General features: G+C 64.3%; 25 protein-coding genes and 1 tRNA gene. 15 read left to right on the forward strand and 11 right to left on the reverse strand.

Annotated features, from left to right (window positions below; translation table 11 throughout):
* Positions 1-14: 14 nt before the first annotated feature.
* The 4 genes from ACAW63_RS06220 to ACAW63_RS06235 are packed head-to-tail and all read left to right on the forward strand — an operon-like array spanning position 15 to position 3,101.
* The gene (locus ACAW63_RS06220; protein WP_371232428.1) at positions 15-881 is read left to right on the forward strand and encodes a hypothetical protein; all 867 of its coding nucleotides are present in this window, start codon (positions 15-17) and stop codon (positions 879-881) included.
* 15 nt (positions 882-896) lie between these two features.
* The gene (locus tag ACAW63_RS06225) at positions 897-1,808 is read left to right on the forward strand and encodes a restriction endonuclease (protein WP_371232429.1); all 912 of its coding nucleotides are present in this window, start codon (positions 897-899) and stop codon (positions 1,806-1,808) included.
* A 50-nt stretch (positions 1,809-1,858) separates the two neighbouring features.
* The gene (locus ACAW63_RS06230; protein ID WP_371232430.1) at positions 1,859-2,479 is read left to right on the forward strand and encodes a hypothetical protein; all 621 of its coding nucleotides are present in this window, start codon (positions 1,859-1,861) and stop codon (positions 2,477-2,479) included.
* Between the two features lie 13 nt (positions 2,480-2,492).
* Complete coding sequence (locus tag ACAW63_RS06235) at positions 2,493-3,101, forward strand: HNH endonuclease (protein WP_371232431.1); 609 nt, start codon at positions 2,493-2,495, stop codon at positions 3,099-3,101.
* A 116-nt stretch (positions 3,102-3,217) separates the two neighbouring features.
* On the opposite strand, the gene ACAW63_RS06240 is transcribed toward ACAW63_RS06235, so the two are convergent.
* The 8 genes from ACAW63_RS06240 to ACAW63_RS06275 all read right to left on the reverse strand — a co-directional run bounded on the left by ACAW63_RS06240 (position 3,218) and on the right by ACAW63_RS06275 (position 9,169).
* Positions 3,218-3,817: a hypothetical protein gene (locus ACAW63_RS06240; RefSeq protein WP_371232433.1), complete on the reverse strand. Its 600-nt coding sequence runs from the start codon at positions 3,815-3,817 to the stop codon at positions 3,218-3,220.
* A gap of 112 nt (positions 3,818-3,929) precedes the next feature.
* On the reverse strand, positions 3,930-4,493 hold the full coding sequence (locus tag ACAW63_RS06245; RefSeq protein WP_371232435.1) for a hypothetical protein: 564 nt from the start codon (positions 4,491-4,493) through the stop codon (positions 3,930-3,932).
* Entirely contained in the window at positions 4,490-6,133 is a 1,644-nt protein-coding gene (locus ACAW63_RS06250; protein WP_371232436.1) for a YfjI family protein, read from the reverse strand. The genes ACAW63_RS06245 and ACAW63_RS06250 overlap by 4 nt, the downstream gene beginning before the upstream one ends.
* Positions 6,130-7,002 (reverse strand): toprim domain-containing protein, encoded by an 873-nt coding sequence (locus ACAW63_RS06255; protein ID WP_371232438.1) that lies wholly within the window; start codon positions 7,000-7,002, stop codon positions 6,130-6,132. Before ACAW63_RS06255 ends, ACAW63_RS06250 begins: the two co-directional genes overlap by 4 nt.
* The gene (locus tag ACAW63_RS06260; protein WP_371232440.1) at positions 6,990-7,202 is read right to left on the reverse strand and encodes a hypothetical protein; all 213 of its coding nucleotides are present in this window, start codon (positions 7,200-7,202) and stop codon (positions 6,990-6,992) included. Before ACAW63_RS06260 ends, ACAW63_RS06255 begins: the two co-directional genes overlap by 13 nt.
* 2 nt (positions 7,203-7,204) lie before the next feature.
* Positions 7,205-7,477: a helix-turn-helix transcriptional regulator gene (locus tag ACAW63_RS06265; RefSeq protein WP_371232441.1), complete on the reverse strand. Its 273-nt coding sequence runs from the start codon at positions 7,475-7,477 to the stop codon at positions 7,205-7,207.
* 213 nt (positions 7,478-7,690) lie between these two features.
* Entirely contained in the window at positions 7,691-8,926 is a 1,236-nt protein-coding gene (locus ACAW63_RS06270) for a tyrosine-type recombinase/integrase (protein WP_371232443.1), read from the reverse strand.
* 166 nt (positions 8,927-9,092) lie between these two features.
* A tRNA-Arg gene (locus ACAW63_RS06275) sits at positions 9,093-9,169 on the reverse strand.
* Positions 9,170-9,827: 658 nt separating this feature from the next.
* Here ACAW63_RS06275 and gabD point away from each other — a divergent pair.
* From gabD to ACAW63_RS06290, 3 genes are all read left to right on the forward strand, one after another.
* The gene (gene gabD / locus ACAW63_RS06280; RefSeq protein WP_275609686.1) at positions 9,828-11,279 is read left to right on the forward strand and encodes an NADP-dependent succinate-semialdehyde dehydrogenase; all 1,452 of its coding nucleotides are present in this window, start codon (positions 9,828-9,830) and stop codon (positions 11,277-11,279) included.
* A 202-nt stretch (positions 11,280-11,481) separates the two neighbouring features.
* Positions 11,482-12,762, forward strand: a complete 1,281-nt coding sequence (gabT, locus tag ACAW63_RS06285; protein WP_275609687.1) for a 4-aminobutyrate--2-oxoglutarate transaminase — start codon at positions 11,482-11,484, stop codon at positions 12,760-12,762.
* Positions 12,763-12,987: 225 nt separating this feature from the next.
* Positions 12,988-14,214, forward strand: a complete 1,227-nt coding sequence (locus ACAW63_RS06290) for an HDOD domain-containing protein (RefSeq protein ID WP_371232446.1) — start codon at positions 12,988-12,990, stop codon at positions 14,212-14,214.
* On the opposite strand, the gene argH is transcribed toward ACAW63_RS06290, so the two are convergent.
* Positions 14,211-15,605, reverse strand: a complete 1,395-nt coding sequence (gene argH / locus ACAW63_RS06295) for an argininosuccinate lyase (protein ID WP_371232448.1) — start codon at positions 15,603-15,605, stop codon at positions 14,211-14,213. The genes ACAW63_RS06290 and argH overlap by 4 nt on opposite strands.
* A gap of 231 nt (positions 15,606-15,836) precedes the next feature.
* On the opposite strand from argH, the gene ACAW63_RS06300 reads away from it, so the two are divergent.
* The 6 genes from ACAW63_RS06300 to ACAW63_RS06325 all read left to right on the forward strand — a co-directional run bounded on the left by ACAW63_RS06300 (position 15,837) and on the right by ACAW63_RS06325 (position 21,834).
* Positions 15,837-16,907 (forward strand): sensor histidine kinase, encoded by a 1,071-nt coding sequence (locus ACAW63_RS06300; RefSeq protein WP_371232450.1) that lies wholly within the window; start codon positions 15,837-15,839, stop codon positions 16,905-16,907.
* Between the two features lie 4 nt (positions 16,908-16,911).
* Positions 16,912-17,658 (forward strand): alginate biosynthesis regulator AlgR, encoded by a 747-nt coding sequence (algR, locus tag ACAW63_RS06305; RefSeq protein WP_275609691.1) that lies wholly within the window; start codon positions 16,912-16,914, stop codon positions 17,656-17,658.
* 113 nt (positions 17,659-17,771) lie between these two features.
* Positions 17,772-18,713, forward strand: coding sequence for a hydroxymethylbilane synthase (hemC, locus tag ACAW63_RS06310; protein WP_371232451.1), 942 nt, complete (start codon positions 17,772-17,774; stop codon positions 18,711-18,713).
* Positions 18,710-19,480: a uroporphyrinogen-III synthase gene (locus ACAW63_RS06315; RefSeq protein ID WP_371232453.1), complete on the forward strand. Its 771-nt coding sequence runs from the start codon at positions 18,710-18,712 to the stop codon at positions 19,478-19,480. Before hemC ends, ACAW63_RS06315 begins: the two co-directional genes overlap by 4 nt.
* Positions 19,481-19,495: 15 nt before the next feature.
* Positions 19,496-20,605: a uroporphyrinogen-III C-methyltransferase gene (locus ACAW63_RS06320; protein WP_371232455.1), complete on the forward strand. Its 1,110-nt coding sequence runs from the start codon at positions 19,496-19,498 to the stop codon at positions 20,603-20,605.
* Positions 20,602-21,834 carry a heme biosynthesis HemY N-terminal domain-containing protein gene (locus ACAW63_RS06325; protein WP_371232457.1) on the forward strand — a complete coding sequence of 411 codons (1,233 nt, stop codon included), beginning with the start codon at positions 20,602-20,604 and terminating at the stop codon, positions 21,832-21,834. The genes ACAW63_RS06320 and ACAW63_RS06325 overlap by 4 nt, the downstream gene beginning before the upstream one ends.
* Positions 21,835-22,079: 245 nt before the next feature.
* On the opposite strand, the gene ACAW63_RS06330 is transcribed toward ACAW63_RS06325, so the two are convergent.
* A complete protein-coding gene (locus ACAW63_RS06330; RefSeq protein WP_371232459.1) occupies positions 22,080-23,165 on the reverse strand; it encodes a sorbosone dehydrogenase family protein in 1,086 nt (361 codons plus the stop codon).
* A 114-nt stretch (positions 23,166-23,279) separates the two neighbouring features.
* Between ACAW63_RS06330 and ACAW63_RS06335 the strand changes: the two genes are divergently transcribed.
* Both ACAW63_RS06335 and rsd read left to right on the forward strand, forming a co-directional pair.
* Positions 23,280-23,762: a disulfide bond formation protein B gene (locus ACAW63_RS06335; protein WP_275609697.1), complete on the forward strand. Its 483-nt coding sequence runs from the start codon at positions 23,280-23,282 to the stop codon at positions 23,760-23,762.
* Positions 23,763-24,016: 254 nt separating this feature from the next.
* On the forward strand, positions 24,017-24,484 hold the full coding sequence (gene rsd, locus ACAW63_RS06340) for a sigma D regulator (protein WP_275609698.1): 468 nt from the start codon (positions 24,017-24,019) through the stop codon (positions 24,482-24,484).
* A gap of 58 nt (positions 24,485-24,542) precedes the next feature.
* On the opposite strand, the gene ACAW63_RS06345 is transcribed toward rsd, so the two are convergent.
* Entirely contained in the window at positions 24,543-25,193 is a 651-nt protein-coding gene (locus tag ACAW63_RS06345; protein WP_371232461.1) for an FKBP-type peptidyl-prolyl cis-trans isomerase, read from the reverse strand.
* Positions 25,194-25,233: the final 40 nt, after the last annotated feature.

Here is a 25,233-nt window from a genome sequence, read left to right on the forward strand (position 1 = left end):
GAAGGAGCAGCCCCATGAACCCCAAGGATTGGATTGACCTACTGCAACGCTTGGTCGGCTGGATCAGTGACCGACGCAATCCGGTTCGCCGGCAGGCTGTGCGCGTGCTCGCGACCTTTGAAGCCTACGGCGTGGCTTGCACCGAGATCAATGCACTGCTGCCGGCCTCGCTGCAGCTAACGGCGTACCAGTGGTCCAACCCCGATCAGCTCAAGCTGGTATTGCAGCAAGCGCATCTCGACTGGATCAACCATTATTTCGCTCTTGAGCCCGGCTGGCTGAGCGGTACGAGCAATGCCGCTCACCAGCAGATTTTCAGTTACAAGACTCCGGCTGAACTGCATAAGTGGTTTATGCAGCACAGCCATGTGGCGGAGGGCATCGAGTTTCGGCTCTATCTGATCACCCCGGACACTCACGAAATCAGCCCTGACAGTGAGGGCTACTACGCCCTGGTATTGGAGCAGCTGGGCGATGATTACTCTGCCTGCAGCCGTTTCTTCCACCTCGCCGGAGGCGGACATTTCGAGCACCACCCCAGCCTGGTGCATCTGCTGCAGGTTCTGGCCATTGCCCACTACCACGGCGCCATCTTCCAGCGCTCGCAGTTGGACACCACCTCTCTGTACCAATTGAGCCATCACCAGGGTCTGATTCCATCTTGGTTGGATCGCTGCCGTCCCCACCCGCTGGCCGCTGACCATGAGCTATGGCCGCACTTCTCCGGACACTCTCCATGGCTGGATGCACTACGCGCCGAGGCTGAGGAAGGCCTGCTCCGCGCCGGCCTGAACGAAGTGGTTGAGCGGCTGCAAATAGATACACAACGTTTTTCCCGCCTGCCCAGCAGCGGCCCATCGCCGACTGCTCTAGCTCGCTGATTGCAAGGAGGCCCTATGCCTATTCCAGATTTCCAGAGCGTCATGCGTCCAGTGCTCAATGCCGTCGCCGATGGCACACCGCTGGGCCTGAGCGCACTGCGTGAACGCATTGCCGACGAATTCCAACTCAGCGAAACAGAATGCCATGAACGCCTGCCTTCAGGGCGCCAGACCGTAATCAACAACCGTGTGGGCTGGGCACGCACCTACCTGAACAAGGCTGGGCTGCTGAGCATTCCAGCCAAAGGCCAGGTACAGATCACCCCGCGCGGGCTGGAAGCCCTGACCTCAGGTCCAGAGCGCATCACCGTGGGCTGGCTGAAGCGCTACCCGGAGTTCGCTGAGTTTCACTCGGCCCGGCCCAGCAGCACCGACAGTGAAGTGCTGCCAGTCAGCGTTGATGAAGACATCACGCCCGATGAGCAATTGAGCCAGGCGCACCAGGCTCTGATGAAGTCGCTGGCGGATGATTTGTTGGCCCAGGTGCGCGCCGCAACGCCCAACTTCTTCGAGCAGCTAGTGGTCGATCTGATGATTGCCATGGGGTACGGCGGCTCGCGCAAGGAAGCCGGACGTGCCACCCAGCAGACCAACGATGACGGCATCGACGGCATCATCAAGGAAGACAAGCTAGGACTGGACGTGATCTACCTGCAAGCCAAGCGCTGGACCAACACGGTACACCGCCCGGAAATCGACAAGTTCATCGGCGCCCTCACCCGCCAACGCGCGCGCAAAGGCGTGTTCATCACCACCTCAGAATTCTCTGCCGGTGCGCGTGAAGCTGCCATGGGCCTGGACATCAAAGTGGTGCTGATCGACGGCGTGGAACTGGCCCGCCTGATGGTCGAGAACAACCTCGGCTGTAGCGTCAAACACACCTACGAAGTGAAGCAGCTGGACAGCGATTACTTCGTCGAGGAATGAGCTACTGCTTCAACAACCATTGAATGGGTCGTTGCCATGGAGTGTCCGTGATGCCCCTGCAAAATCGAATGAATCCCAGGGGACAACTGCATAGCGTCAAAGCCCGAGGCCATCTAATGGGCAATCGTGGCCAGTTACACAATGCGGCACGCGAGATCGTACGGTCCTGGAAACTGAACCGTTGGATCACCTGTGCCCTGGAGTACCAGGGCATCAAGCGTGAGTTGATGGCACCGAACAGCTATACCGAGCTGTTCTTTCTCGATGAGCCCACCAGCTATGCCGCTGGGCACCGCCCCTGCGGCGACTGCAGGAAGGAGCGCTACAAAGCCTTCAAGGCAGCTTGGGCGAAAGCCTTCCCGGATCAGGATCAGTCAGCCGCAGGTATCGACAAGGTTTTGCATGCCGCTCGCTTGAATACCGATAACAGCCTGCGCACCTGGCAAGCGAGCTTGGCAGTATTGCCGGAAGGAACCATGGTCGAGCATGAGGGGGAAGTGGTGCTGCTCTGGGGCGGGCGTCAGTGGCGCTGGAGTTTCGACGGTTACAGTCCGCTTTCTCCAGCGCTGGCTAACGGGGTGGTTACGGTGCTGACTCCGGAACCGATCGTGGCGCTACTCAGAAACGGCCTGGCCGCAGATCTGCAGGTGCATCCTTCTGCCGAAGTCTGATGGGAGTGTGGGCATGAGAAACTGCTTTCGCGAGCCGATTCCGGCGATCCTAGATACCGCACGCTACCTGGATGCTGGTGCTTCGGCGCATCTCTCGGGCCACCGGAAAATGGCGTCTGCACTGTTCCAGCTGGCTAATTGCGACACGACCCGAGCCTGGCTGGAGTCCATCTGGGGCGGCAAGAGTCCTTATGTGCAGCTGACACCTTTGCCTGATCAGCCGCATGATCCGGCCCGGCGCGTGCAGTCGCGTATGCCGAGCAAAGCGCAGATGGCTCAGCTGCATGCGCGCGATGGATACCACTGTCGTTATTGCGGCATCCCGGTGATCCGTCCGGAGGTGCGCAAGAGGGTTTGCCAGCTGTATCCCGAACAGGTGACATGGGGCTCCACCAATGCCTCCCAGCATACAGGCTTCCAAACGCTGTGGGCGCAGTACGACCATGTACTGCCCCACGCGTATGGCGGCACTAATGATCTGGATAACCTGGTGGTGAGTTGCGCTGCGTGCAACTTCGGCAAGATGTCTTACCGCCTAGAGGAACTCAATCTGAGTGACCCGCGCGAGCGGGCACCTGTGCGGTCTCAGTGGGATGGCTTGGAGCGGCTGTTGAGCCGCTGAATCAGTCCGGCAGGTTGTTGCGCCACTCGTTCTGCTCGCGCAGGAGCTGCCTTAGCTCCCGCAGCTGCGATCGGATACCGCCTTTCCAAGCATTGCGAGCAGATTTGGCCTTTCCTTCAGCGCTTACCGGCCCGCTGCTTTTTTGCCACGGCTGCCATTGCCGGATCTGCTCCGCTTGCCGTGCCTTCCGCTCGGGTGTCCAGCTGTTCGCCATGTCCCACCTCCAATAGTTCGTTCTGCGTATTTTGTTTTTTCCGCGTGCGCGTGCGTGCGGGGCTGCTGTCGTTATTTACCTGCACCTGGTTGCCGATGTTGGCCTGTTTGACGAATGCGATCTGCTTCGGCGTTTTGAGCTCACCCAGGGTTTGCAGGGTCGCCCGCGCCTGGTTCTGCGCCTTCAATGCCAGGCGCATGTAGCGATCCATGGTCTCTAGGTGTCCAGCGCCCAGCGCTTTAACGGCTAGCCTGGCAAACAGACCATCTAGGGTGTGTGCCTGGGCCACTAGCATGCTCTCGGCGCGCGACAGGTCGTCTGCGTGAATGGCTGCAGTCTGTTGTCTGAGCTCATCGATAATCTCGCTGGTTTGGGAGTGGTCGAGGTTATGACAGGTGGTAAGCACCGAGGCACTCATGCATTCCGGTCCGGTAACGGTTCGGGCCAGCGACTGGTTGGAGCTCACCGCTTGGTGAGGCTCAACCTCTCGTTTTTGTTTCATTACGGGGCTCCAGGATGTTTGCGATAGGCCAGGGCCACCAGCGCCTTGTCTGATGGGGCTCTAGCCGATTTTTTGCCTTTGCGTTGTTGGATGGGAGGTTTTGCTCGATCGGTTAGCTCCATGCGGTGCTGTCATAACGGGCACGCAACTCGGCACCTGTTACGCAGTAACGCCCGAGCGAGGGATAGCAGTGCGGACAACCTCCCAGGGCGTGGGCATGGAAAGCATCGCGGGCCGTGAGCCAGGCCTGAGATGCAGTGGCCGCCGTGTGGTGGGCGTGCTGCGGCTCGCTAGACTCCCCATGCTCCGGCGTCTGCTGCTCACTAGGCGCTATGGGTTGGCACCATTGCGGGTGCGAGCGGATCAACTTCGCAGCAAAGCGAGGGTGCAGTTGGTGCTGTTCGGCCAGGTCGTGGTGATCCACAAAACCACGATCCAGCAGATCGGCCGGCGCGCAGTCCAGCAGACTGGCGAGGCGCGTCAACCATTCCCAGCCTTGCTGCGGCGGAGTGTTGGCCAAGTTCAGAGCGTCAATGATTTCAGGCTTGCGTGCAGCCAGCAGGGTCAGCAGGTCGGCGTCGGGCTCGTGGTCAGCCTCCCAGGTCAGCTTTCCATCGACCAGCAACAGCAGCACGCCGTTGGCTTGAGCCAGTGCCAGCAGTTCGATGGCGCTCATATCACACCCCGCAACTTGGCAGGGGCTGCGACATTTGCGACTTTTGCGACAAGCCCAGTGGTTGCTGGGTTCGTCGGTTGCAGCAACGTTGCGACAGGCTGCGACAAACTCTGAGTCGGTGCGCCACTGTCGCAAGGTGTCGCAGCCGTGTCGCAAGCGTTCGGCCTCTCAGTGGTGCGGGCTGTCGCAAAAGTCGCACTTGTCGCAGAGGGGACGAGATTGAAGGTCTTGCCATCGGCAGAGCTCAGCCAGCGGTGTTCAACCAGTACGGCCAAGATCGCGTCCCGTTGCTTGGCACTTTTACGGATGAAGGGCGGGCCTTCGCGTTGCAGGGAGCGAGCATCGAAGCGGTGCCAGTGGTTGTTCTGCAGCCAATCCAGCAGGCGCTGGGCCTGGAGCAACTGCGGATCAACCTTGCTCGGGTTGGTCAGGCGCATAGCCTCGGCCAGATACCAGCTCACCAACTCGGTAGCTCGCTTGATCAAGTCAACACCAATGGTTTTCCGGCCTTCGACCACGGCCAGTACACCGGCAATACGCAGCAGGTTTTCAGCACCCTTGGAGGCAGTTGGCTTGATCTCCTGCATTTCGCCACCCTGGCCAAGCTGACGCTCAATGGCATCGTGCGCAGCGATCCATGCAGCCAGGGCATCAGGCTCCAGCACCAGTGTGGGCGGGTTCAGCTCGCCGTATTCATCCTTGGTGGGCTCCTGCGCCAGCAAGCAGGTCATACGCTCCCAGTAGCGACTAAGGCGAGGATCACGGGTCGGGTCGGCGTCACGGTAGAAGCGCGTGCCGGCCAGCGACTCAGGCCAGGCGATCAGAAAGCGGGCGAGAAAGCCTTGCCCCTGCATAACCGGGTTGCTCAGTACCTCGGTGGCGACGATGGGCTGGATCATCAGGTGGGCACTGAGGCGGCAGCCATAGCGAGCCGAGCTTTCACCCTCGGAGGCGCGAGTACGGCTGATGGGAGCGCCGTCCCACAGCTTGGACAAGCCCGCTACGCTCTTGAGAGCGTTCTCGGGTTTGGTGGCATAGCCGCCAAAGAACTGGCCGCCCTCATCACTGAACAGCCCTTGCGAGGGATATCCGCGCAGCAGGGACTTTTGCAGCCCTTCGAGGGTCGGCTCTTCGGAGAGGATGAAGGGCCATGGCGGCGTCTCAGGCTCCAGCAGCTCACTCAGCTGTTCGGCTACCGCCTCGGGGTTGCCCTTGGCTTTTTCAAGAATGTTGGTGCGGGCTTTCTGGTAGGCGTCGCGCTGGTCGCGGTATTCCTTGGTATCGGTCTTGTACTGCTCCAGCAGTTCGCGCTGGTACTGCTGGTGCGCCTGCAAGGCCAGGCGATCCGCTGCCGACTTGCGGTCGCCCGACTCCGCCACGGTCATGGCGAACAGCGATAGCGGGATTTGTTGGCCGGCGCGCTGGGCGTTGCCGTGTGCCTGGGCGGCCATTGCCGCAGCGGACAGTACCGACTGTGCGGCCAATACGTCGGGCACCTGTACGGCCTCGACAATAGCCTTTGCCGCCTGGCCGATCAGATCACCCAAAGCATGGATCGGGTACGGTGCAGACTTCTCCAGTTCGGGCAGCAAGGGCAGCGGTTCGAGATAGATGGGTGCCGGGATCAAGGGTGCGGTCATGCGTGGACCTCCCGCCATTGGCGCAGGTCGTTGAAGTCGGAGAGGTGCAGGGGGGCATCAGCGGGCCAGGTCGGCAGGATCAGGCCGCAGCCCAGGGCAGCGGCAGCGGCGATGGCCGCCGTCTTGCCGGGGTTGCCTTCGGTCTGGCGATCGTCATCCCCGGCGACGATCAACACGGCGTTCGGGTGGCGGCGTTGCAGGTGGCGGCCAGCCTCCAGCAGGTTGCCGACATTCATCGCGCAGGCGATCGGGTGGCCCGTCTCGGCGTGCAGGGTGGCGCCCGTGGCCCAGCCTTCGCACAGGTACAGAGGCTGGCCGACGGTGATAATCCCGAGCGGCGAGTAACAGCCCTTCACCCGGCCACCGGAGAGGAAGCGCTTTTGCCCATCGGAGCCGATGCATTGCAGGTTCACCAGCTCGCCCGAGTAGTACAGAGGCACCAGCAGCACATCACCCCGCTGGCGCAGGTTGTACGGGCTGCAGCCTTTGGCGATCAGGTAAGGGTGTACAGGATCGGCGCGGCGAGCATCACGCCACAGGCGGGCGGCATACTCGGCGACGGCTTGCTGACGCTGGTGCTGCTCGGCCTCGCGCTGGCGCCTGGCCTGCTCGATGCGCTGGCGGATCAATTCAGTCTCCAGCGGATCAGCAGGCTTGCGGCTGCTCCAGGTGTGCGACGTGCCCGCCCTCCAACTGCCGAAGCAGGCCGAGGCGATGCCGTCGAGGAACAACACATACCAGCCGTTGCGCGATCCGGTCCGGTCGCCAGGGACGTGGAAACGATGAATCGCACCATCAGGGGTTGGCAGCCAGTCCAGCGGGCCGAATGCGGATTGCAGGGCGTCACGGAAGGCTATTACGAAGTCCATTGCAGTACCCCCAAACCGATCAGCAGTGCCAGATGCAGCACCAGCAGCAGTAAGCTGGCTTTTTCCAAGCAAGGAGGGCGGATGGCATCGAAGGCGTTGATAGGACCCTGCTGGCGAGCGTGCTGGACGTTCCAGCTGGCATCATGGGGACGCATATCTTTGGGGCCGACCTGTTGGTCGGCCTTCTTCTTGTCCGTCATTCTTAGGCGCCCCCCACCCTGAGCGCGATGCGCTTACGCACCCACTCTTGAACCTCGGCCAGAACCCAGCCGACAGGGGCGCCACGCGACTGGCTGTCGCTCAGCGGGACCGGCTTAGGGAAGGTCGGATCGTCCTTCAGGCGCTTGTAAACGGTGGCGCGCGCGAGGCCGGTGATTTGCTCGACTTCGGGAATCCTGATGATGATCAGGGACGGATCGAACGGCTGAAGGGTGGCAACAGCCGAGGAGGGGACAAGATTGCGGAGATTCGGCATTTGAGTATCCACGTTTTATGAGGTGGATACGCAAGCTATGTGACTCAACTGCCTTGTAAACAAGAAGAACCAATATTTTTTATTCTGATACAGCCTTGTGGTTCCCCTAGGGCGTCAGCCTGTTCTTGAGGGAATAGCAGGTACCCTCGTGCTCACTGGCAGCGCCCGACTTCACCACGATCATGTGCCGTGCGGCGATCTCTGCGATTGCAGTTACGCCTGCTTGCCGAAACTAACCGGCACCACGTTGCCAGCAGCCAGCTTGTCCAGGTGGTCGGCGTACCACTGCATCATGCTGCGCCGCTGCTCCAGATAGATGGCCTTGTTGTAGACCCCGGCCACTCCATCCTCAACATGGGATAGCTGCGCTTCTACATGCTCCTTAGCAAAACCATGCTCGCGCAGGGTGGTGGAAGCGATATGGCGGAAGCCGTGGCCGGTCTGGCGGCCGGCGTAACCCATGCGCCGCAAGGCCATGTTGAAGGCCATGTTGCTGCGCGGCTTGGTTCGGCTACTGCGCCCGGGGAACAATAAAGGGTAGGCACCGGTCAGGGTGTGCAGTTGCTCCAGCGCTTCGAGTGCCTGGCGGGAGAGCGGCACCAGGTGCGCCCGCCGCTTCTTCATCCGCTCGGCCGGTATCGACCACAAGCCTGCCTTGCGGTCGAACTCATCCCAGCGCGCTTCGCGCAGCTCGCTGGGGCGCACTCCGGTAAGCATCAGCAGGCGCAGACCAAGACGCAGATCGTGTGCATGGGGGTAAGCGGCAATGGCCCGCAGGAGGGAGGGCAGTTCGTTAGCGCTGACGTGGGCATAGTTCTCCGCCGGCTTGCTCTGCAGGAAGCGGCTCAGCCCCTCGATAGGGTTATGTACAGCGCGGCCAGTGACGCGGGCCAGGTCATAGACCTCCTTGCAGGAACGGCGCACCCGGCCCATCTGCTCGATGATGCCCTTCTGCTCCATAGCCTTGAAGAACTCCATCCACTCGATGGGAAGTATCTCGGTATACAAGCGCGGGCCGAACACCGGAAAGACGTGCAGCTCCAGAGCGCCGATGGTGCGCTTGGCAGTAGCCGGTGCCCAGGTGGCCACCCGAATCTCTATCCACTCCCGGGCCAGAGCCTCGAAGGTGCTATTGGCGGCCACCAGGTCGGCAGCCTTGCGGGCCTGCTTGCTGGCGATGGGATTCTTGCCGTCCGCCAGGTCAATGCGCAGCTCGGCAGCTTTCTGCCTGGCGGTCGATCCGCTCACCTCGGGGTAACTGCCCAGGCCGAGCCATGACCACTTGCCGTCCGGTTTCTTGTAACGGAAGTTCCACGACTTCTGACCGTTGGGCTTGACCCGGAAGTACAGCCCGCCGCCGTCAAGTTCCCGGTAGGGGGAGCTCTCCGGCTCCAGGCCAGCCAGTGCGGTATCTGCCAGGGGGCGACGCTTGATTTCGCTGCGCTTCATGCTTGTACACCACCGGTTCTAATTTTCATCAGGTGTACACGCTGGTGTACATGGCGGTCAAGCATAGAGGTAGATAAGGAGATACAGCTAGAAACAAGAAAGCCCGCACGGGGCGGGCTTTTCAGGGTGTTTCGTAGACTGTTGGAGACTGCTCGAAACAGCTATTTGGCGCATCCGGCGGGATTCGAACCCACGACCCCTGCCTTCGGAGGGCAGTACTCTATCCAGCTGAGCTACGGATGCGTATGCCGCGCCTGGCGCGGCAGGCGGCAATCATACGCATCTCGGGCTTGGGCGTCCAATAGCAGTACGCTCGTTCATGATATCGAACGAAAAGTGCCGCCTGTCGGTAGAAATGCTCCGAAAAGGCTCTGCCATCGGATACCTTCGTGGGTTTTGTCGAACAAGCTCTTGCCCTTTGCGGTTGAGGGCCCTAGGATTCGTTTGAGATTTCAAACGCCTCCCCATCACAACAACAGGAGACCGGAGAATTGGCATCACACCAGCCGGCCAACAGCCTGCGGGATGACATTCTTCCGTTGTGCCAACCGCTTGTCTTCACTGGCAGCAGGTCCCTGTGCGGCTTCCGTCGATCAGCGTACCGGAAGGTTGTAGGGCAGACGTCTTCTTGGACTCAATCCAGGAATCCGTGCGTGAGCGAACTGGACCAGACCGGGCAATGACCCCGTCTGTGTTTTTTCGTGTCCGCATGCCGAGCGAACTAAGAGCCGTTCGCCTGGCGTCGCCCCTTGCTGTGGCGACCTTCGCCCCTGGCACCGACATGGATCGGTCGGGGTGAATGAACGGTAGGGACTGCGGTCTCTCCATTCCAGACAACAAGACAGGTGGGGACTCGAGGTAGACCCGCCGTCCACAGGCTTTCCTCGAAAGGAGACAGGTCATGCAACTCAATGATGCCAAGCTGTTCCGTCAACAGGCTTACATCGACGGTTCCTGGGTCGACGCCGACAACGGCCAGACCATCAAGGTGAACAACCCGGCCACCAACGAGATCATCGGCACCGTGCCGAAGATGGGCGCCGCCGAGACCCGTCGCGCCATCGAAGCCGCCGACAAGGCCCTGCCGGCCTGGCGTGCGCTGACCGCCAAGGAGCGCGCCAACAAGCTGCGCAAGTGGTTCGACCTGATGATCGAGAACCAGGACGACCTGGCTCGCCTGATGACCATCGAGCAGGGCAAGCCGCTGGCCGAAGCCAAGGGCGAGATCGCCTACGCCGCCTCCTTCCTCGAGTGGTTCGGCGAAGAAGCCAAGCGCATCTACGGCGACACCATTCCGGGCCACCAGCCCGACAAGCGCATCATCGTGATCAAGCAGCCGATCGGCGTGACCGCGGCTATCACCCCGTGGAACTTCCCGTCCGCGATGATCACCCGTAAAGCCGGCCCGGCCCTGGCCGCTGGCTGCACCATGGTGCTCAAGCCCGCTTCGCAGACCCCGTACTCCGCCCTGGCCCTGGCCGAGCTGGCCGAGCGCGCCGGTATTCCGAAGGGTGTGTTCAGCGTCGTCACCGGCAGCGCCGGCGAAGTCGGCGGTGAGCTGACCAGCAACCCGATCGTGCGCAAGCTGACCTTCACCGGCTCGACCGAAATCGGTCGCCAGCTGATGGCCGAATGCGCCAAGGACATCAAGAAGGTGTCCCTGGAGCTGGGCGGTAACGCTCCCTTCATCGTGTTCGACGATGCCGACCTGGACGCCGCTGTCGAAGGTGCGCTGATCTCCAAGTACCGCAACAACGGCCAGACCTGCGTCTGCGCCAACCGCCTGTACGTACAGGACGGCGTGTACGATGCCTTCGTCGAGAAGCTGAAGGTTGCCGTGGCCAAGCTGAACATCGGCAACGGCCTGGAGCAGGGCATCACCACCGGTCCGCTGATCGATTCCAAGGCGGTTGCCAAGGTCGAGGAGCACATCGCCGACGCCGTTTCCAAAGGCGCCAAGGTCCTCGCCGGCGGCAAGCCGCACGCCCTGGGTGGCACCTTCTTCGAGCCGACCATCCTGGTCGACGTACCGAAGAGCGCCCTGGTGTCCAAGGACGAAACCTTCGGCCCGCTGGCGCCGGTGTTCCGCTTCAAGGACGAGGCCGAAGTCATCGCCATGTCCAACGACACCGAGTTCGGCCTGGCCTCCTACTTCTACGCCCGTGACCTGGCCCGCGTGTTCCGCGTGGCCGAGCAACTGGAATACGGCATGGTGGGCATCAACACCGGCCTGATCTCCAACGAAGTGTCGCCGTTCGGCGGTATCAAGGCTTCGGGCCTGGGCCGCGAAGGTTCGAAGTACGGCATCGAGGACTACCTCGAGATCAAGTACCTCTGCCTCGGCGGTATCTGATTCCGTTTTTCCGTGGGCGCGCGGGTGGCAGGCAAGAGCTGACAGCCACCTTCGCGCCGGCGTTTTCCGGTGGTAGCACCGGACAACCCGTCCGGCGGGCCGCAAGTGCCGCGACAGTCGATCATCGTATGCTGTCGTGTGTGGCTTCTCCCCGCTTTCATCCTTTGATCCGGTCGCCCGATGAGCGGCCACTGAGGAAGCTATGAGCAAAACCAACGAATCCCTGCTGCAACGTCGTCAGGCCGCCGTACCGCGCGGTGTAGGCCAGATCCACCCGGTCGTCGCCGAGCGCGCCGAGAACTCCACCGTGTGGGACGTCGAAGGTCGTGAGTACATCGACTTCGCCGGCGGCATCGCAGTACTGAACACCGGCCACCTGCACCCGAAAGTGGTTGCCGCCGTTCAGGAACAACTGACCAAGCTGTCCCACACCTGCTTCCAGGTGCTGGCGTACGAGCCCTACATCGAGCTGGCCGAAGAGATTGCCAAGCGCGTTCCGGGCAACTTCCCGAAGAAGACCCTGCTGGTCACCTCCGGCTCCGAAGCCGTTGAGAACGCCGTCAAGATCGCCCGTGCCGCCACCGGCCGCGCTGGCGTGATCGCCTTCACCGGTGCCTACCACGGCCGTACCATGATGACCCTGGGCCTGACCGGCAAGGTCGTTCCGTACTCCGCTGGCATGGGTCTGATGCCGGGCGGCATCTTCCGCGCCCTGGCTCCGTGCGAACTGCACGGCATCAGCGAAGACGAGTCGATCGCCAGCATCGAGCGCATCTTCAAGAACGATGCTCAGCCGCGCGACATCGCTGCCATCATCATCGAGCCGGTTCAGGGCGAGGGTGGCTTCTACGTCAACTCCAAGTCCTTCATGCAGCGCCTGCGCGCCCTGTGCGACGAGCACGGCATCCTGCTGATCGCTGACGAAGTACAGACCGGCGCTGGCCGTACCGGCACCTTCTTCGCCACCGAGCAACTGGGCATCGTTCCGGACCTGACCACCTTCGCCAAGTCCGTTGGCGGCGGTTTCCCGATCTCCGGCGTTTCCGGCAAGGCCGAAATCATGGACGCCATCGCTCCCGGCGGCCTGGGCGGCACCTACGCCGGTAGCCCGATCGCCTGCGCCGCGGCCCTGGCCGTGCTGAAGGTCTTCGAAGAAGAGAAGCTGCTGGAGCGTTCGCAGGCTGTTGGCGAGCGTCTGAAGGCTGGTCTGCGCGACATCCAGGCCAAGCACAAGGTGATCGGCGACGTTCGTGGCCTGGGTTCGATGGTTGCCATCGAGCTGTTCGAAGGCGGCGACCACAACAAGCCGGCCGCCGAGCTGGTCAGCAAGATCGTGGTTCGCGCCCGTGAGAAAGGTCTGATCCTGCTCTCCTGCGGCACCTACTACAACGTCATCCGCTTCCTGATGCCGGTAACCATTCCGGACGCCCAGCTGGACAAGGGCCTGGCCATCCTGGCCGAGTGCTTCGACGAGCTGGCCTGAGCCTTGACGGTTTAGCCGCTGTAATGAAAAGGCCCGCGAAAGCGGGCCTTTTTTTGTGCCTGAATTTGATTGCACTCATGGGAAAGCGCCTAGGCTTTGGACTACGCTGCGCGTTATTTCGTAGGCCATTGGCCGGCGACATCCGAGGACGCGCAAACCGGCAGGGAACGCTCTGGATCGGTTGTTCGTGCCGGCGTCTGGCGTCCGTTTCGAACGAGGTGATTGATGAGTGTATCTCCCGGCGTGCTGGTCGCGGCCAGCGATCCCTGGAGCCGTGAACTGCTGGGCCAGCTGGTGCTCAGCGTGCGCTGCGATGCCAGTGTGGAGTTCTGCGAGGATGGACTGGCGGCAATCGATGCCTGCCGGCGGCAGCCGTTCGCCCTGGTATTGGCCGAGCAGGAGCTGCCCGGCAGCGATGGCCTGGAGCTGCTGCGCCAGGTCCGAGCCCTGCGCCGAGGATCGGTGACCCAGCCCTTCATCCTGATCAGCTCGAAGGCGGACGCCGCCAGCGTTCGCGCTGCGCTGCCGCTGGCGCCGACGGCTTATCTGGTGAAGCCTTACAACGCGGAGAATCTGCGCGCGCGCCTGCGGGCGGTGCTGCTGGTGCCGGGTGAGAGCGTCGTCTGCGAGCTGCCGGCCCTGGAGCAGAGCCTGTCGCTTGCGCGCTTCCTGCAGACCGAGCGGGACGCCACCGATGGCGCGCCGTTGATGGGCGAGGTTGGCAAGGCGGTGAACCGCTGCATGGAGGCCAGCGACATCAATCTGGAGATGCTCGAGCAGGAATTCGGCCATGATCCGCAGATCACCGCCTGCCTGATCTCCGCCGCCAACAGTGCCGCCCGGCACGTCGGCATGCCCTGCCAGACGCTTCTGCAGGCCTTGTCGCGACTGGGTGTGGCCCATGCCCTGAACCTGATGCTGGCGGTGGCCTTGCAGCGTGCTGCGACGCTGGACGATCCGTTGCTGACGGAGCGCGCCGAGCGCTTCTGGCAGCTCTCGCAGCACAGTGCCGATGCCGCCTTTGCGCTGGCCGAGTCGCTGGGCGCGGACGCCGACCGCTGCTTCACGGCGGGCCTGCTGCACTGCCTGGGTGACCTGGCGTTGCTGCGCAGCCTGCAGGATTGGAGTAGTGCGGGCGGGGCACTCAGTGAGCGTGAAGTCGATGCGGCGCTGGCCGAGCATGGGGCGAGCTTTGGTTCGGCGTTGCGGACCCGCTGGCGCCTGCCGCTGGAGTTGCGCAACCTGATCGCGGCGGCCTATGCCCTGAGTGGCGGGGTGCTCAGCCGCGAGGCATTGATCGTCAACCTGGCCGCCAATGCGGCGCGTCTGCCGGAGGCCGAGTTGCCGAGCCTGGCGGAGCACAAGGCGGTGCGCATGCTGCAACTGTCGTCGGCGCAGCTGGGCCTGCTGAGGAAGGCGGCCGCGCCGGATGGCGCGGCCGATCACGCTTAGCGCGCGGCGAGCAGTTCCTTGCCACGCACGACGGCGGCGCGAACCTGCTTGGGCGCGGTACCGCCGATGTGGTCACGGGCGTTCACCGAGCCCTCCAGGGTCAGCACGGCGAACACGTCGTCGCCGATCTGGTCGCTGAACTGGCGCAGCTCGTCCAGGCTCATCTCGGCCAGGTCCTTGCCGCTGTCCACGCCGTATTTCACCGCGTGGCCGACGATCTCGTGGCAGTCGCGGAAGGGCAGGCCCTTGCGCACCAGGTAGTCGGCGAGGTCGGTGGCGGTGGAGAAGCCGCGGCGGGCCGCTTCGCGCATGATCTCGCGCTTGGGCTTGATCGCCGGGACCATGTCGGCGAAGGCGCGCAGGCTGTCGCGCAGGGTGTCGGCGGCGTCGAACAGCGGTTCCTTGTCTTCCTGGTTGTCCTTGTTGTACGCCAGCGGCTGGCCCTTCATCAGGGTCAGCAGGCCGGCGAGGTGGCCGAACACGCGGCCGGACTTGCCGCGAACCAGCTCCGGCACGTCCGGGTTCTTCTTCTGTGGCATGATCGAGGAGCCGGTGCAGAAGCGGTCGGGCAGGTCGATGAACTGGAACTGGGCGCTGGTCCAGAGCACCAGCTCTTCGGAGAAGCGCGACAGGTGCATCATCGCCACGGAGGCGGCGGCGCAGAATTCGATGGCGAAGTCACGGTCGGACACGCCGTCCAGCGAGTTGCCGGAGATCGCTTCGAATCCCAGCAGTTCGCAGGTGATGGTCCGGTCGATCGGGTAGGTGGTGCCGGCCAGCGCGGCGCTGCCCAGGGGCATGCGGTTGGCGCGCTTGCGGCAGTCCACCAGGCGCTCGTAGTCGCGGCTGAGCATTTCGAACCAGGCCAGCAGGTGGTGGCCGAAGGTCACCGGCTGGGCGGTCTGCAGGTGGGTGAAGCCGGGCATGATGGTGTCGGCTTCGGCGTCCGCCAGGCCCAGCAGGCCCTGCTGCAGGCGGGTGATCTCGGCGAGGATCAGGTCGATCTCGTCGCGCAGCCACAGGCGGATGTCGGTGGCCACCTGGTCGTTGCGCGAGCGGCCGGTGTGCAGCTTCTTGCCGGTGATGCCGATGCGGTCGGTCAGGCGCGCTTCGATGTTCATGTGCACGTCTTCCAGGTCGACGCGCCAGTCGAAGGTGCCGGCCTCGATCTCGCTCTGGATCTGCTTCAGGCCATCGATGATGGTGTCGCGCTCGGCGTCGGTCAGCACGCCGACCTTGGCCAGCATGGTGGCGTGGGCGATGGAGCCCATGATGTCGTGGCGGTAGAGGCGCTTGTCGAAGTCGACGGAAGCGGTGAAGCGGGCGACAAAGGCATCGACGGGCTCGCTGAAACGGCCGCCCCAGGACTGGTTGGTCTTCTCTACGCTCATGGATCTCTCTCGCGGAAACGGGCAGGCGCGGCGCGCGGCCTGCATGAAGGGCAAAGTGCGACGATAATAGCAGGCTGAAGCACAAAACCGGCGGCGCTTTGGCGGTTGGGGGTGGGGGAGCGGCGATGAATCGCAGCGCGGCCCCGGCCGATCCTTGCGCTGCCCGACATTTCCCGGTTCTGGTCGCACGCCGCGCTTGCCGCCGTGCGGGCGCTTACGGAAACTGCGTCGATGCCCATACTTGCCAAGACCGGCGTCCGGCCGGCACCCGACGACGACTTCTTCATTCCCGAACTGTGCCAGCCCGAAGCGCTGTTCAGCCTGGTGGTGCTGGCCGAGATGCTGGTGCTGGTGATCGTGCTGGCCGAGCCGATGACGCCGAGCTTCAACTGGGTGCGCCTGTCGCTGATCTCGCTCTTCGTGCAGTGGAACGTACTGCTCTCGGCCGGCCTGCTGTGCCGGATGCGCCCGCTGCTGGCGCGCTGGCCCGCCTGGCGCGCCGGGGTGATCAGCTGTGCGCTGGTAGTGGCCCTGACACTCGCCTGCACGGCGGCGGCCGATTATCTCTCCCTTGGCGGGCCGATGTCCCGCGTCGGCGAGGTGAATCTTTACCTGCGCCATGCGTTGATCGCCCTCATCATGTCCACCCTGTTGCTACGCTACTTTTATCTCCTGAGCCAATGGCGGCGCCAGGAACAGGCCGAACTGCGGGCACGGATCGAGTCGCTGCAGGCGCGTATCCGTCCGCATTTCCTGTTCAACAGCCTCAACAGCATCGCCAGCCTGATCGAGCTCGACCCAGGCAAGGCCGAGCAGGCGGTGCTGAATCTGTCGGACCTGTTCCGCGCCAGCCTGGCCAAACCCGGAACATTAATTTCCTGGGGGGAGGAACTCGAGTTGGCCAGACGCTATCTTTCCATAGAGCAGTTTCGTCTTGGCAACCGCTTGCAGCTGGACTGGCAGGTGGACGGCGTGCCCGATGGCGTGCCGATCCCCCAGCTGACGTTGCAGCCCTTGCTGGAGAACTCGTTGATTTATGGCATCCAGCCGCGCATAGAGGGCGGTCTGGTGAAGGTTGAGGCGGACTACCGTGACGGTGTGTTCCAGCTCTGCGTGAGCAACCCGTACGACGAGTCGACGCAGACGTTGCCCACGAAGGGGACCAAGCAGGCGCTGCAAAATATTGCGGCGAGACTTGCGGCACTTTTCGGGCCAAAAGCTAGTCTCAGCGTCGAGCGCCGTGACGGACGGCACTACACCTGTCTACGCTATCCATGTGCGCGTCTCATGCAGGAAGCCTGAGCTTATGAATGTCCTGATCGTCGATGACGAACCCCTGGCGCGAGAGCGCCTGGCCCGGCTGGTAGGGCAAATGGACGGCTATCGCGTCCTGGAGCCCTCGGCCAGCAATGGTGAAGAAGCGCTGACGCTGATCGACAGCCTGAAGCCGGATATCGTCCTGCTGGATATCCGCATGCCCGGCCTGGACGGGCTTCAGGTGGCGGCCAAGCTGTGCGAGCGTGAAGCCCCTCCGGCGGTGATCTTCTGCACCGCCCATGATGAATTCGCCCTGGAAGCGTTCCAGGTCAGCGCGGTGGGCTATCTGGTCAAACCGGTCCGCAGCGAGGACCTAGCCGACGCCCTGAAGAAGGCCTCGCGGCCCAACCGCGTGCAACTGGCGGCGCTGACCAAGCCCCCGGCGGCCGGCGGTCCCGGTCCGCGCAGCCACATCAGCGCGCGGACCCGCAAAGGCATCGAACTGATTCCGCTGGAAGAAGTGATCTTCTTCATCGCCGACCACAAGTACGTGACCCTGCGCCACGCCGGTGGCGAGGTGCTGCTGGATGAGCCACTGAAGGCGCTGGAGGATGAGTTCGGCGAGCGCTTCGTGCGTATCCACCGCAACGCGCTGGTCTCCCGCGAGCGTATCGAGCGTCTGCAGCGCACCCCGCTGGGGCACTTCCAGCTGTACCTCAAGGGGCTCAATGGCGATGCCCTGACCGTCAGCCGCCGGCATGTCGCGGGCGTACGGCGACTCATGCATAACCTGTAGCGACACAGTGCCGCATTCCGCCTGAAGCCTGGGCCCGCCGCCCGGGTTTCTGCGCGCGCGAGCTGTTATGATGCGGGCAATCTCTTGCACGCTTCCATTGCACGGAAATGCCCATGTCTTCTCGCGAAATCCGTATCGCCACGCGTCAGAGCGCGCTGGCCCTGTGGCAGGCCGAATACGTCAAGGCCCGCCTGGAACAGGCCCATCCCGGCCTGGTCGTAACCCTCCTGCCGATGACCAGTCGCGGCGACAAGCTGCTCGACGCGCCGCTGGCGAAGATTGGCGGCAAGGGTCTGTTCGTCAAGGAGCTGGAGACCGCGCTGCTGGAGAACGAGGCGGATATCGCCGTGCACTCCATGAAGGACGTGCCGATGGACTTTCCCGAAGGCCTGGGCCTGTACTGCATCTGCGAGCGCGAAGACCCGCGCGACGCCTTCGTCTCCAACACCTACGCCAGCCTCGATGAGCTGCCCGCCGGCAGCGTGGTCGGCACCTCCAGCCTGCGCCGCCAGGCGCAGCTGCTGGCCAGCCGTCCGGACCTGCAGATCCGCTTCCTGCGCGGCAACGTCAACACCCGTCTGGCCAAGCTCGACGCCGGCGAATACGACGCCATCATCCTCGCCGCCGCCGGCCTGATCCGTCTCGGCTTCGAAGCTCGCATCCGCTCCTCCATCAGCGTCGAAGCCAGCCTGCCGGCGGGCGGTCAGGGCGCGGTGGGCATCGAGTGCCGTACCGCCGACAGCGAAATCCATGCGCTGCTCAAGCCGCTGCATCACGCCGAAACCGCTGTACGCGTCACTGCCGAACGTGCCCTGAACAAGCGCCTCAACGGCGGCTGCCAGGTGCCGATCGCCTGCTACGCGATCCTCGAAGGCGACCAGTTGTGGCTGCGTGGCCTGGTCGGCCAGCCCGATGGCTCGCAGCTGCTGCGCGCCGAAGCGCGCGCCTCGCGGGCCGACGCCGAAGCGCTCGGCGTGAAGGTGGCCGAAGACCTGCTGGAGCAGGGCGCCCAGGAAATCCTCACGGCGGTGTACGGCGAGGCCGGTCACCCGTGAGCCGCTGGCGGCTGCTGCTGACCCGCCCCGAGGAGGAGTGCGCGGCACTGGCCGCCAGCCTTGCCGAGGCGGGCGTCCACAGCGCCAGTCTGCCGTTGCTGGCGATAGTCCCGCGGGAGGAGTCGCCGGCCGAGCGCAGCCTGATCCTTGACCTGGACCGCTACTGCGCGGTTATCGTGGTCAGCAAACCGGCGGCGCGCCTGGGCCTTGAGCGGCTGGACCGCTACTGGCCGCAGCCGCCGCTGACCCAGAGCTGGTTCAGCGTGGGGGCGGCGACCGCGGCTATCCTCGAAGACTACGGCCTGACCGTGCACTACCCGGCGGACGGCGACGACAGCGAGGCGCTGCTGAGGTTGCCGGCGCTGGAGCAGGCCTTGCAGGTGCATGATCCGAAGGTGCTGATCCTGCGCGGCGAAGGTGGCCGAGAATTCCTCGCCGATTGCCTGCGCGGCCAAGGCGTGGCGGTCGACTATCTGGAACTCTACCGGCGCGAGTTGCCGTCCTATCCCCCGGGTGAACTGCCGAGGCGCATCCGGGAAGAACAGCTGAATGCCGTGGCGGTCAGCAGCGGGCAGGGGCTGGAGTTTCTGCATCACCTGGCGGGGCAGGACTGGCCGCAGGTGAGTGCGTTGCCACTGTTCGTGCCCAGTCCGCGCGTGGCCGAGCAGGCCCGCGAGCTGGGCGCGCAGCGGGTGATCGATTGTCGGGGCGCCAGCGCTGCGGCACTGATGGAGGCGCTGCGAAGCGCCGACAAGAACAATTTCTGAGCGAAGGATGGATCTGTGAGCGAAGCCGTCACTCCCCAAGAGACTCCCACTCCGACCAATCCGGCCCGTGAGCCTGTACCGCGCAAGGGCGGCACCGGCATTGCCCTGCTGGCCCTGCTGGTCGGCGCCGCCGGCCTCGCCGCGGGCGGCTGGGGTATCTGGCAAGTCCAGCAGTTGAAGGCTGCCGAGCAGCAGCGCGCTGCCCAGCTGGAGGATGCGCGCGGGCAGGCGCAGAGCGTGCAGAACAGCAACAGCGAGCTGAACAAGCGCCTGGATGCCTTGCCGACCGCCGATGAGCTCGAGGCCCGCCGGCGCCTGGTGGTGGAGCTGCAGGGCGATCAGCAGCAGCTGTCCAAGCAGCTCAAGCAGGTGCTGGGCCAGAGCCGCCAGCAGTGGCGCCTGGCGGAGGCCGAACACCTGCTGCGTCTGGCCGCGCTGCGCCTGTCCGCGCTGCAGGACATCGATAGCGCGACCGAGCTGGTGCAGGGTGCCGACGATATCCTGCGCCTGCAGAACGATCCGGGTGCCTTCGCGGCCCGCGCGCAACTGGCCAAGAGCCTGGAAGCGCTGCGCAGCCTGCCGCGTCCGGACCGCACCGGGCTGTTCCTGCAACTGGGCGCCCTGCGTGACCAGGCCGCGCAACTGCAGCCGCTCAACCCGGCCTTCAAGGCCGACGACAGCGGCTCCGTCGCCAGCACTGCCTGGGGCGACGGCAGCAGCACCTGGGACCAGTGGTGGGAGCGCATCTCGCGCTACGTCCGCATCGATTTCAACGCCGGCCAGGACATCCGCCCGCTGCTCTCCGGCCAGCAGCTCGACCGCGTGCGCCTGGCCCTCAGCCTGGCGCTGGAACAGGCACAGTGGGCGGCCCTGAACGGCAAGCAGGAGGTCTACCAGCAGGCGCTGAAACAGGCCCGGCAGATCGTTGGCGACTTCTTCAACGCCGACCTTGCCGACAGCCGCGCCCTGGCGACCCGCCTCGACGAACTGGGCGGCCAGGCCGTGACCGTGCAGACGCCGGACCTGGGCCCCGCCCTCAGCTCGCTGCAGGCCTACCTCGCACGCCGCGACGCCGCTGCCGCGCAGCAGGAAACCGTCGCGCCTGACGCGGGGGCCCAGCCATGAGTCGCGTCTATGTACTGATCCTGGCCGTCGTGCTGGCCGCCACCCTTATCGGGCTGGCCGTCGCCGAACAGTCCGGCTATGTGCTGATCGCCTACAAGAGCTTCCGCTACGAGTCCAGCCTCTGGACCTTCCTCGCCCTGCTGGTGGTGCTCTGGGCGCTCTACCTGGCGGTGCGGCTGGTGATGCGTCTGCTGGGTGTCTCCGGGCGAGTGGTCAATCCCTGGTCGCGCTTCAACCGTCGTCGCCGTTCGCTGTTGGCCGAGGAGAACGGCCAGCGCGACCTCGCCGAGGGACACTGGCAGCAGGCGCTGCGTCACCTGCGCCGCGCCGCCGAACTGAGCGAGCGTCCGCTGCCGCACTTTCTGGGCGCCGCCCGCGCGGCCAACGAGCTTGGCAAGACAGAAGAGTGCGATGAGCTGCTCGACCACGCCCTGAAGCGTGAGCCGGGCGCCGAGCTGGCCGTGGGCCTGACCCGCGCCCAGTTGCTGATCAACCGGGGCGATGTCGCCCAGGCACGCGGGGTGCTGGACAAGCTGCACCAGGACCATCCGCGTCATCCCACCGTGCTGCGTCTGCTCCAGCAGCTGTACGTCAGCCAGCATGACTGGCAGGCCCTCTGCGTGTTGCTGCCCGAGCTGCGCAAGGAGCGCGTGCTGCAGAACGCCGAGCTGGCCGATCTGGAGCGCCGCAGCTGGATCGCTTCGCTTGCCGAGGCCGGTGAGCGGGGCGTGGGGCAGGGTGAGAGCAGCCTGCAACCGCTGACCCAGCGCTGGCAGAACGTGCCGTCCAATCTTCGCGCGCAGCCGCCGCTGGTGGCTGCGTACGCCGAGCAGTTGCTGCGCCTGGGCGCTCCGGAAGAGGCCGAGGACGTGCTGCGCAAGGCGCTCAAGGAAGGCTACGACAGCCGCCTGGTGTATCTGTATGGCCGCGCCCGTGGCCGCGATGGCGCGCACCAGTTGAAGACCGCCGAAGGCTGGCTGAAGCAGCATGGAGATGATCCTGAACTGTTGCTCACCCTTGGTCGCCTGAGCCTGCAGAACAAGCTGTGGGGCAAGGCGCGCGAGTATCTGGAGGCGAGCCTTGCTCGCCAGCGCAGCGCGGAGACCTGCGCCGAGCTGGCGCGTCTGCTGGCGCAGCTGGGCGAAGTGGAACGCAGCAACCAGCTGTTCCAGGAAGGCCTGGGCCTGCTGGCGCCGTCGGCCTCGTTGCCGGTGGCGGTTCGGGCCTGACCCCGCTGCAAGAGAACGGCGCCTGCGGGCGCCGTTTTCGTTTTTCAGAGCCTGTTCACGATCTCGCGAGCTAGAGCAGAACAAGGCGCAACCACCAGCTGGAGTAACAGCCGCAGGCTGGCCCGAAGGGTGAGCGCCAGCGAATCAAACAGGCGAGGACGCGGAGTCCTACGCGTTGTAAATGAGCAGTTCTCGCCTGTTTTTAACGCAGTTATGCCGACGCGCAGCCGATCGTGGGCAGGCTCTCAGGGCTTGTCGTAGCTGATGCGATAAATCGCTCCGTTCTGGTCGTCGCTCACCAGCAGTGCGCCGTCGGGCGCCACCAGTACGTCGACCGGCCGGCCGTGTACCTTGCCGTCCGCATCCAGCCAGCCTTCGGCGAACACGCTCTGGCGCTTGAGCGTGCCGTCCTCGTTGAGCTCGACCCGGGCCACGCGATAGCCGATCTTCCGGCTGCGGTTCCAGGAGCCGTGCTCGGCGATGAACAGGTTGTTGCGGTACTCCGGCGGGAACTGGTCGCCCGTGTAGAAGCGCAGCCCCAACGCCGCCACGTGCGGGCCGAGCCTGGCCACCGGCGGCGTGAAGGCGGAGCAGGGCGTCCTGCCTTCCTCGGGGTCGGCAAGGTCGCCCTGGTGGCAGTCGGGGTAGCCGAAGTCCTCGCCGACGCGGCTGATCGTGTTCAGCTCATCGTCGGGCCGGTCATCGCCGAGCAGGTCGCGACCGTTGTCGGTGAACCAGAGCTGGTGCGTCTGCGGATGCCAGGTGAAGCCGACGGTGTTGCGGATGCCGTAGGCAACCACCTCTCGCGTGCTGCCATCGGTGTTCATGCGTTGCAGGTTGGCGTAGCGCTCGCGGTCCGGGCGGCAAAGGTTGCAGGGGGCGCCCACCGGGACATAGAGCTTGCCGTCCGGCCCGAAGGCGATGAACTTCCAACCGTGGGCCGTCTCGGACGGGAACCGGGCGGGCAATTCCTCGGGAGCCAGTGGGCTATCGAGGTGCTGCTCGATGCCGCGCAGCACCACCACGCGGCTGATGGCCGAGACATACAGGTCGCCCTCGTGGAAGGCGACACCCACCGGCATCTTCAGCTTCTCCGCCACCACCGAGACGCGGCCGTCCGGACGCACCGCATAGACCTTGCCGGCGTTCGTGCTGCCGACGAAGAGGGTGCCCGCATCGCCCCAGGTCATGGCGCGCGCGCCGGGCACCTGATCGGTGAGCAGGCTGATGTGGAAGCCCTCGGGCAGTCGGATGTGTTCCAGGGAGCTCTCCGAGCAGGCCGGAAGACTGACCAGGCACAGGAGCGCAAAAAGCGGCAGCGGACGACGCATGGCATGGATTCCCGGATGAGTGCCACCGGCAGTGTAGACAGCCGCCTTGAAACGGCGCCGGTCTTTCCTCTACCGTAGCGCCCTTCCTGCAGCAGCCCATTCAGCGGAGCCGCCATGAACCTGGCCAGCCCTCGTTCCCTGTTCTTCCTCGCCTTCCTCGCCTGCGCCGCCATGCTCGGCACCGGCTTCTACCTGCAATATGTGGTCGGGCTGGAGCCCTGCCCGCTGTGCATCCTGCAGCGCATCTTCTTCGCCGGCGCCGGGCTCTTCGCCCTGATCGCCGGGCTGCATGGCCGTGCTCCGCGGCTGTACTCGGTGCTGATCCTGCTCTTCTCGCTGGCCGGTGCCGGCACCGCGGGCCGGCAGATCTGGCTGCAGACCCTGCCGCCGGATCAGTTGCCGGCGTGTCTGCCGCCGCTGGACTACATGCTCGAAAGCATGCCCTACACCAAGATCATCTACACCATGTTCCACGGTTCGGCCGACTGCGCCGAGGTCAGCTGGACCCTGCTCAGCCTGAGCATTCCGGAGTGGAGCCTGCTCGCCTTCATCGCCTTCTCGCTGTTCGCCATCTTCCAGTTCTTCCGCCGCGGCTGAGCGTCGCAGGCCTTTCTGCTCTGGCCTGCGCTGTCTGGCGCAGGCCAGAGAGGCCGCGGTCTTCCGATTAAACGCTCGTATGAATTTTCCGCGCGCCGGTGTCTTGAAGGCGAAATCGCGCGGGCATACTCTGGACTTCCATTCCGCCGGAAAGCCGCCGCCGAAGAAAACCAATCACGCGGGTACCGAGGTTCGACAGAATATTGTCCCGGGGCGGACATTGCCGGGACGGCGACAAGGGAAGTGAGGACAACATGCTCGAGAGCTGCCGTAATGCCCAGGAACGTTGGGGAGGCGTACACCAGCTGATCGATCGCTGGCTGCGGGATCGACATGAATTGGTCCGGGCATTCGATTCCCTGGACGGTGTCCAGGCGCCGAAGACCAATGCCGAATCCCTGCAGAGCTTTTGCCAGCTCCTGCTCGACTACGTGTCGGCAGGGCACTTCGAAGTCTACGAACAGTTGATGAACGAAGCGCAGGCCTTCGGCGACACCCGGGGTCTGGAACTGGCCAAGCAGATTTATCCCCGTCTCGAAACCATCACCGCCAACGCACTCAACTTCAACGACCGCTGCGACAACGGCGACTGCCGCGAAGGCACCTGCCTCACCAGCGAGCTGAAGAGCCTGCGTCAGCAACTGCACGAACGCTTCGAACTGGAAGATTGCCTGATCGAAGTGCTGCACAACGCTCACGGACAGAACGTCGCCACGGTCTGATCGACGCACCGGGTGTGAAGACGGCGCGAGCGCTTGAAGCGATCGCGCCGTTTTATTTTCAGCGACTTTCCAGCAGCTCGATCTCGAACACCAGGGGCGCGTACGGCGGAATCAGGTCGCCCGCCCCGTCGGCGCCATAAGCCTGCGCCGAAGGCACCACCACTCGCCAGCGTGCACCCACAGGCATCGCCTGCAGTGCCGTACGCCAACCGGGAATGACCGCATCCAGACGGAACCATTGCGGTGAGCTGCTGGCATCGAACTGGCTGCCATCCGCCAGGCTGCCGGTGTAGTTCACCCGTGCCTCGCGCAGTTGCGGATTGCTGTTGCCGTGTCCGCTTTTCAGCTCGCTGACCAGTACCCCGCCCGGCAATTCACGAACGCCGTAGCGCGCCTTTTCGTTGACCAGAAAACGCTTCTCCGCAGCCCTGGCGGAGTCGGCGGAAGCGGTGGCTGCTGGGGTACCTTGCTGCGGCTGATCATGGGCGCTGAGCACAGTCGCCATGCGCTCCTGCGGCAGTGCCAGCGGCTCGCCGCGATAGCTCTGGCGCAGGCCTTCCAGCAGGTCGCCGATGGCGATATCCGGGACCTCCTGATGCAGTCGTTCGCCCAGTTGCACGCCCAGGCTGTAGGCCAGTTCGTCCTTGGGAGGTGCGGCGCTGACCATCAGAGGAGTGACCAGCAAGCAGAGCAGGGCAAGACGATGCATGAGTTCTCTCGGCGGTGAAATCCGCTGGAGATTATGCCCG

Source organism: Pseudomonas sp. QE6 (assembly GCF_041379005.1).
Classification (GTDB): Bacteria; Pseudomonadota; Gammaproteobacteria; order Pseudomonadales; family Pseudomonadaceae; genus Pseudomonas.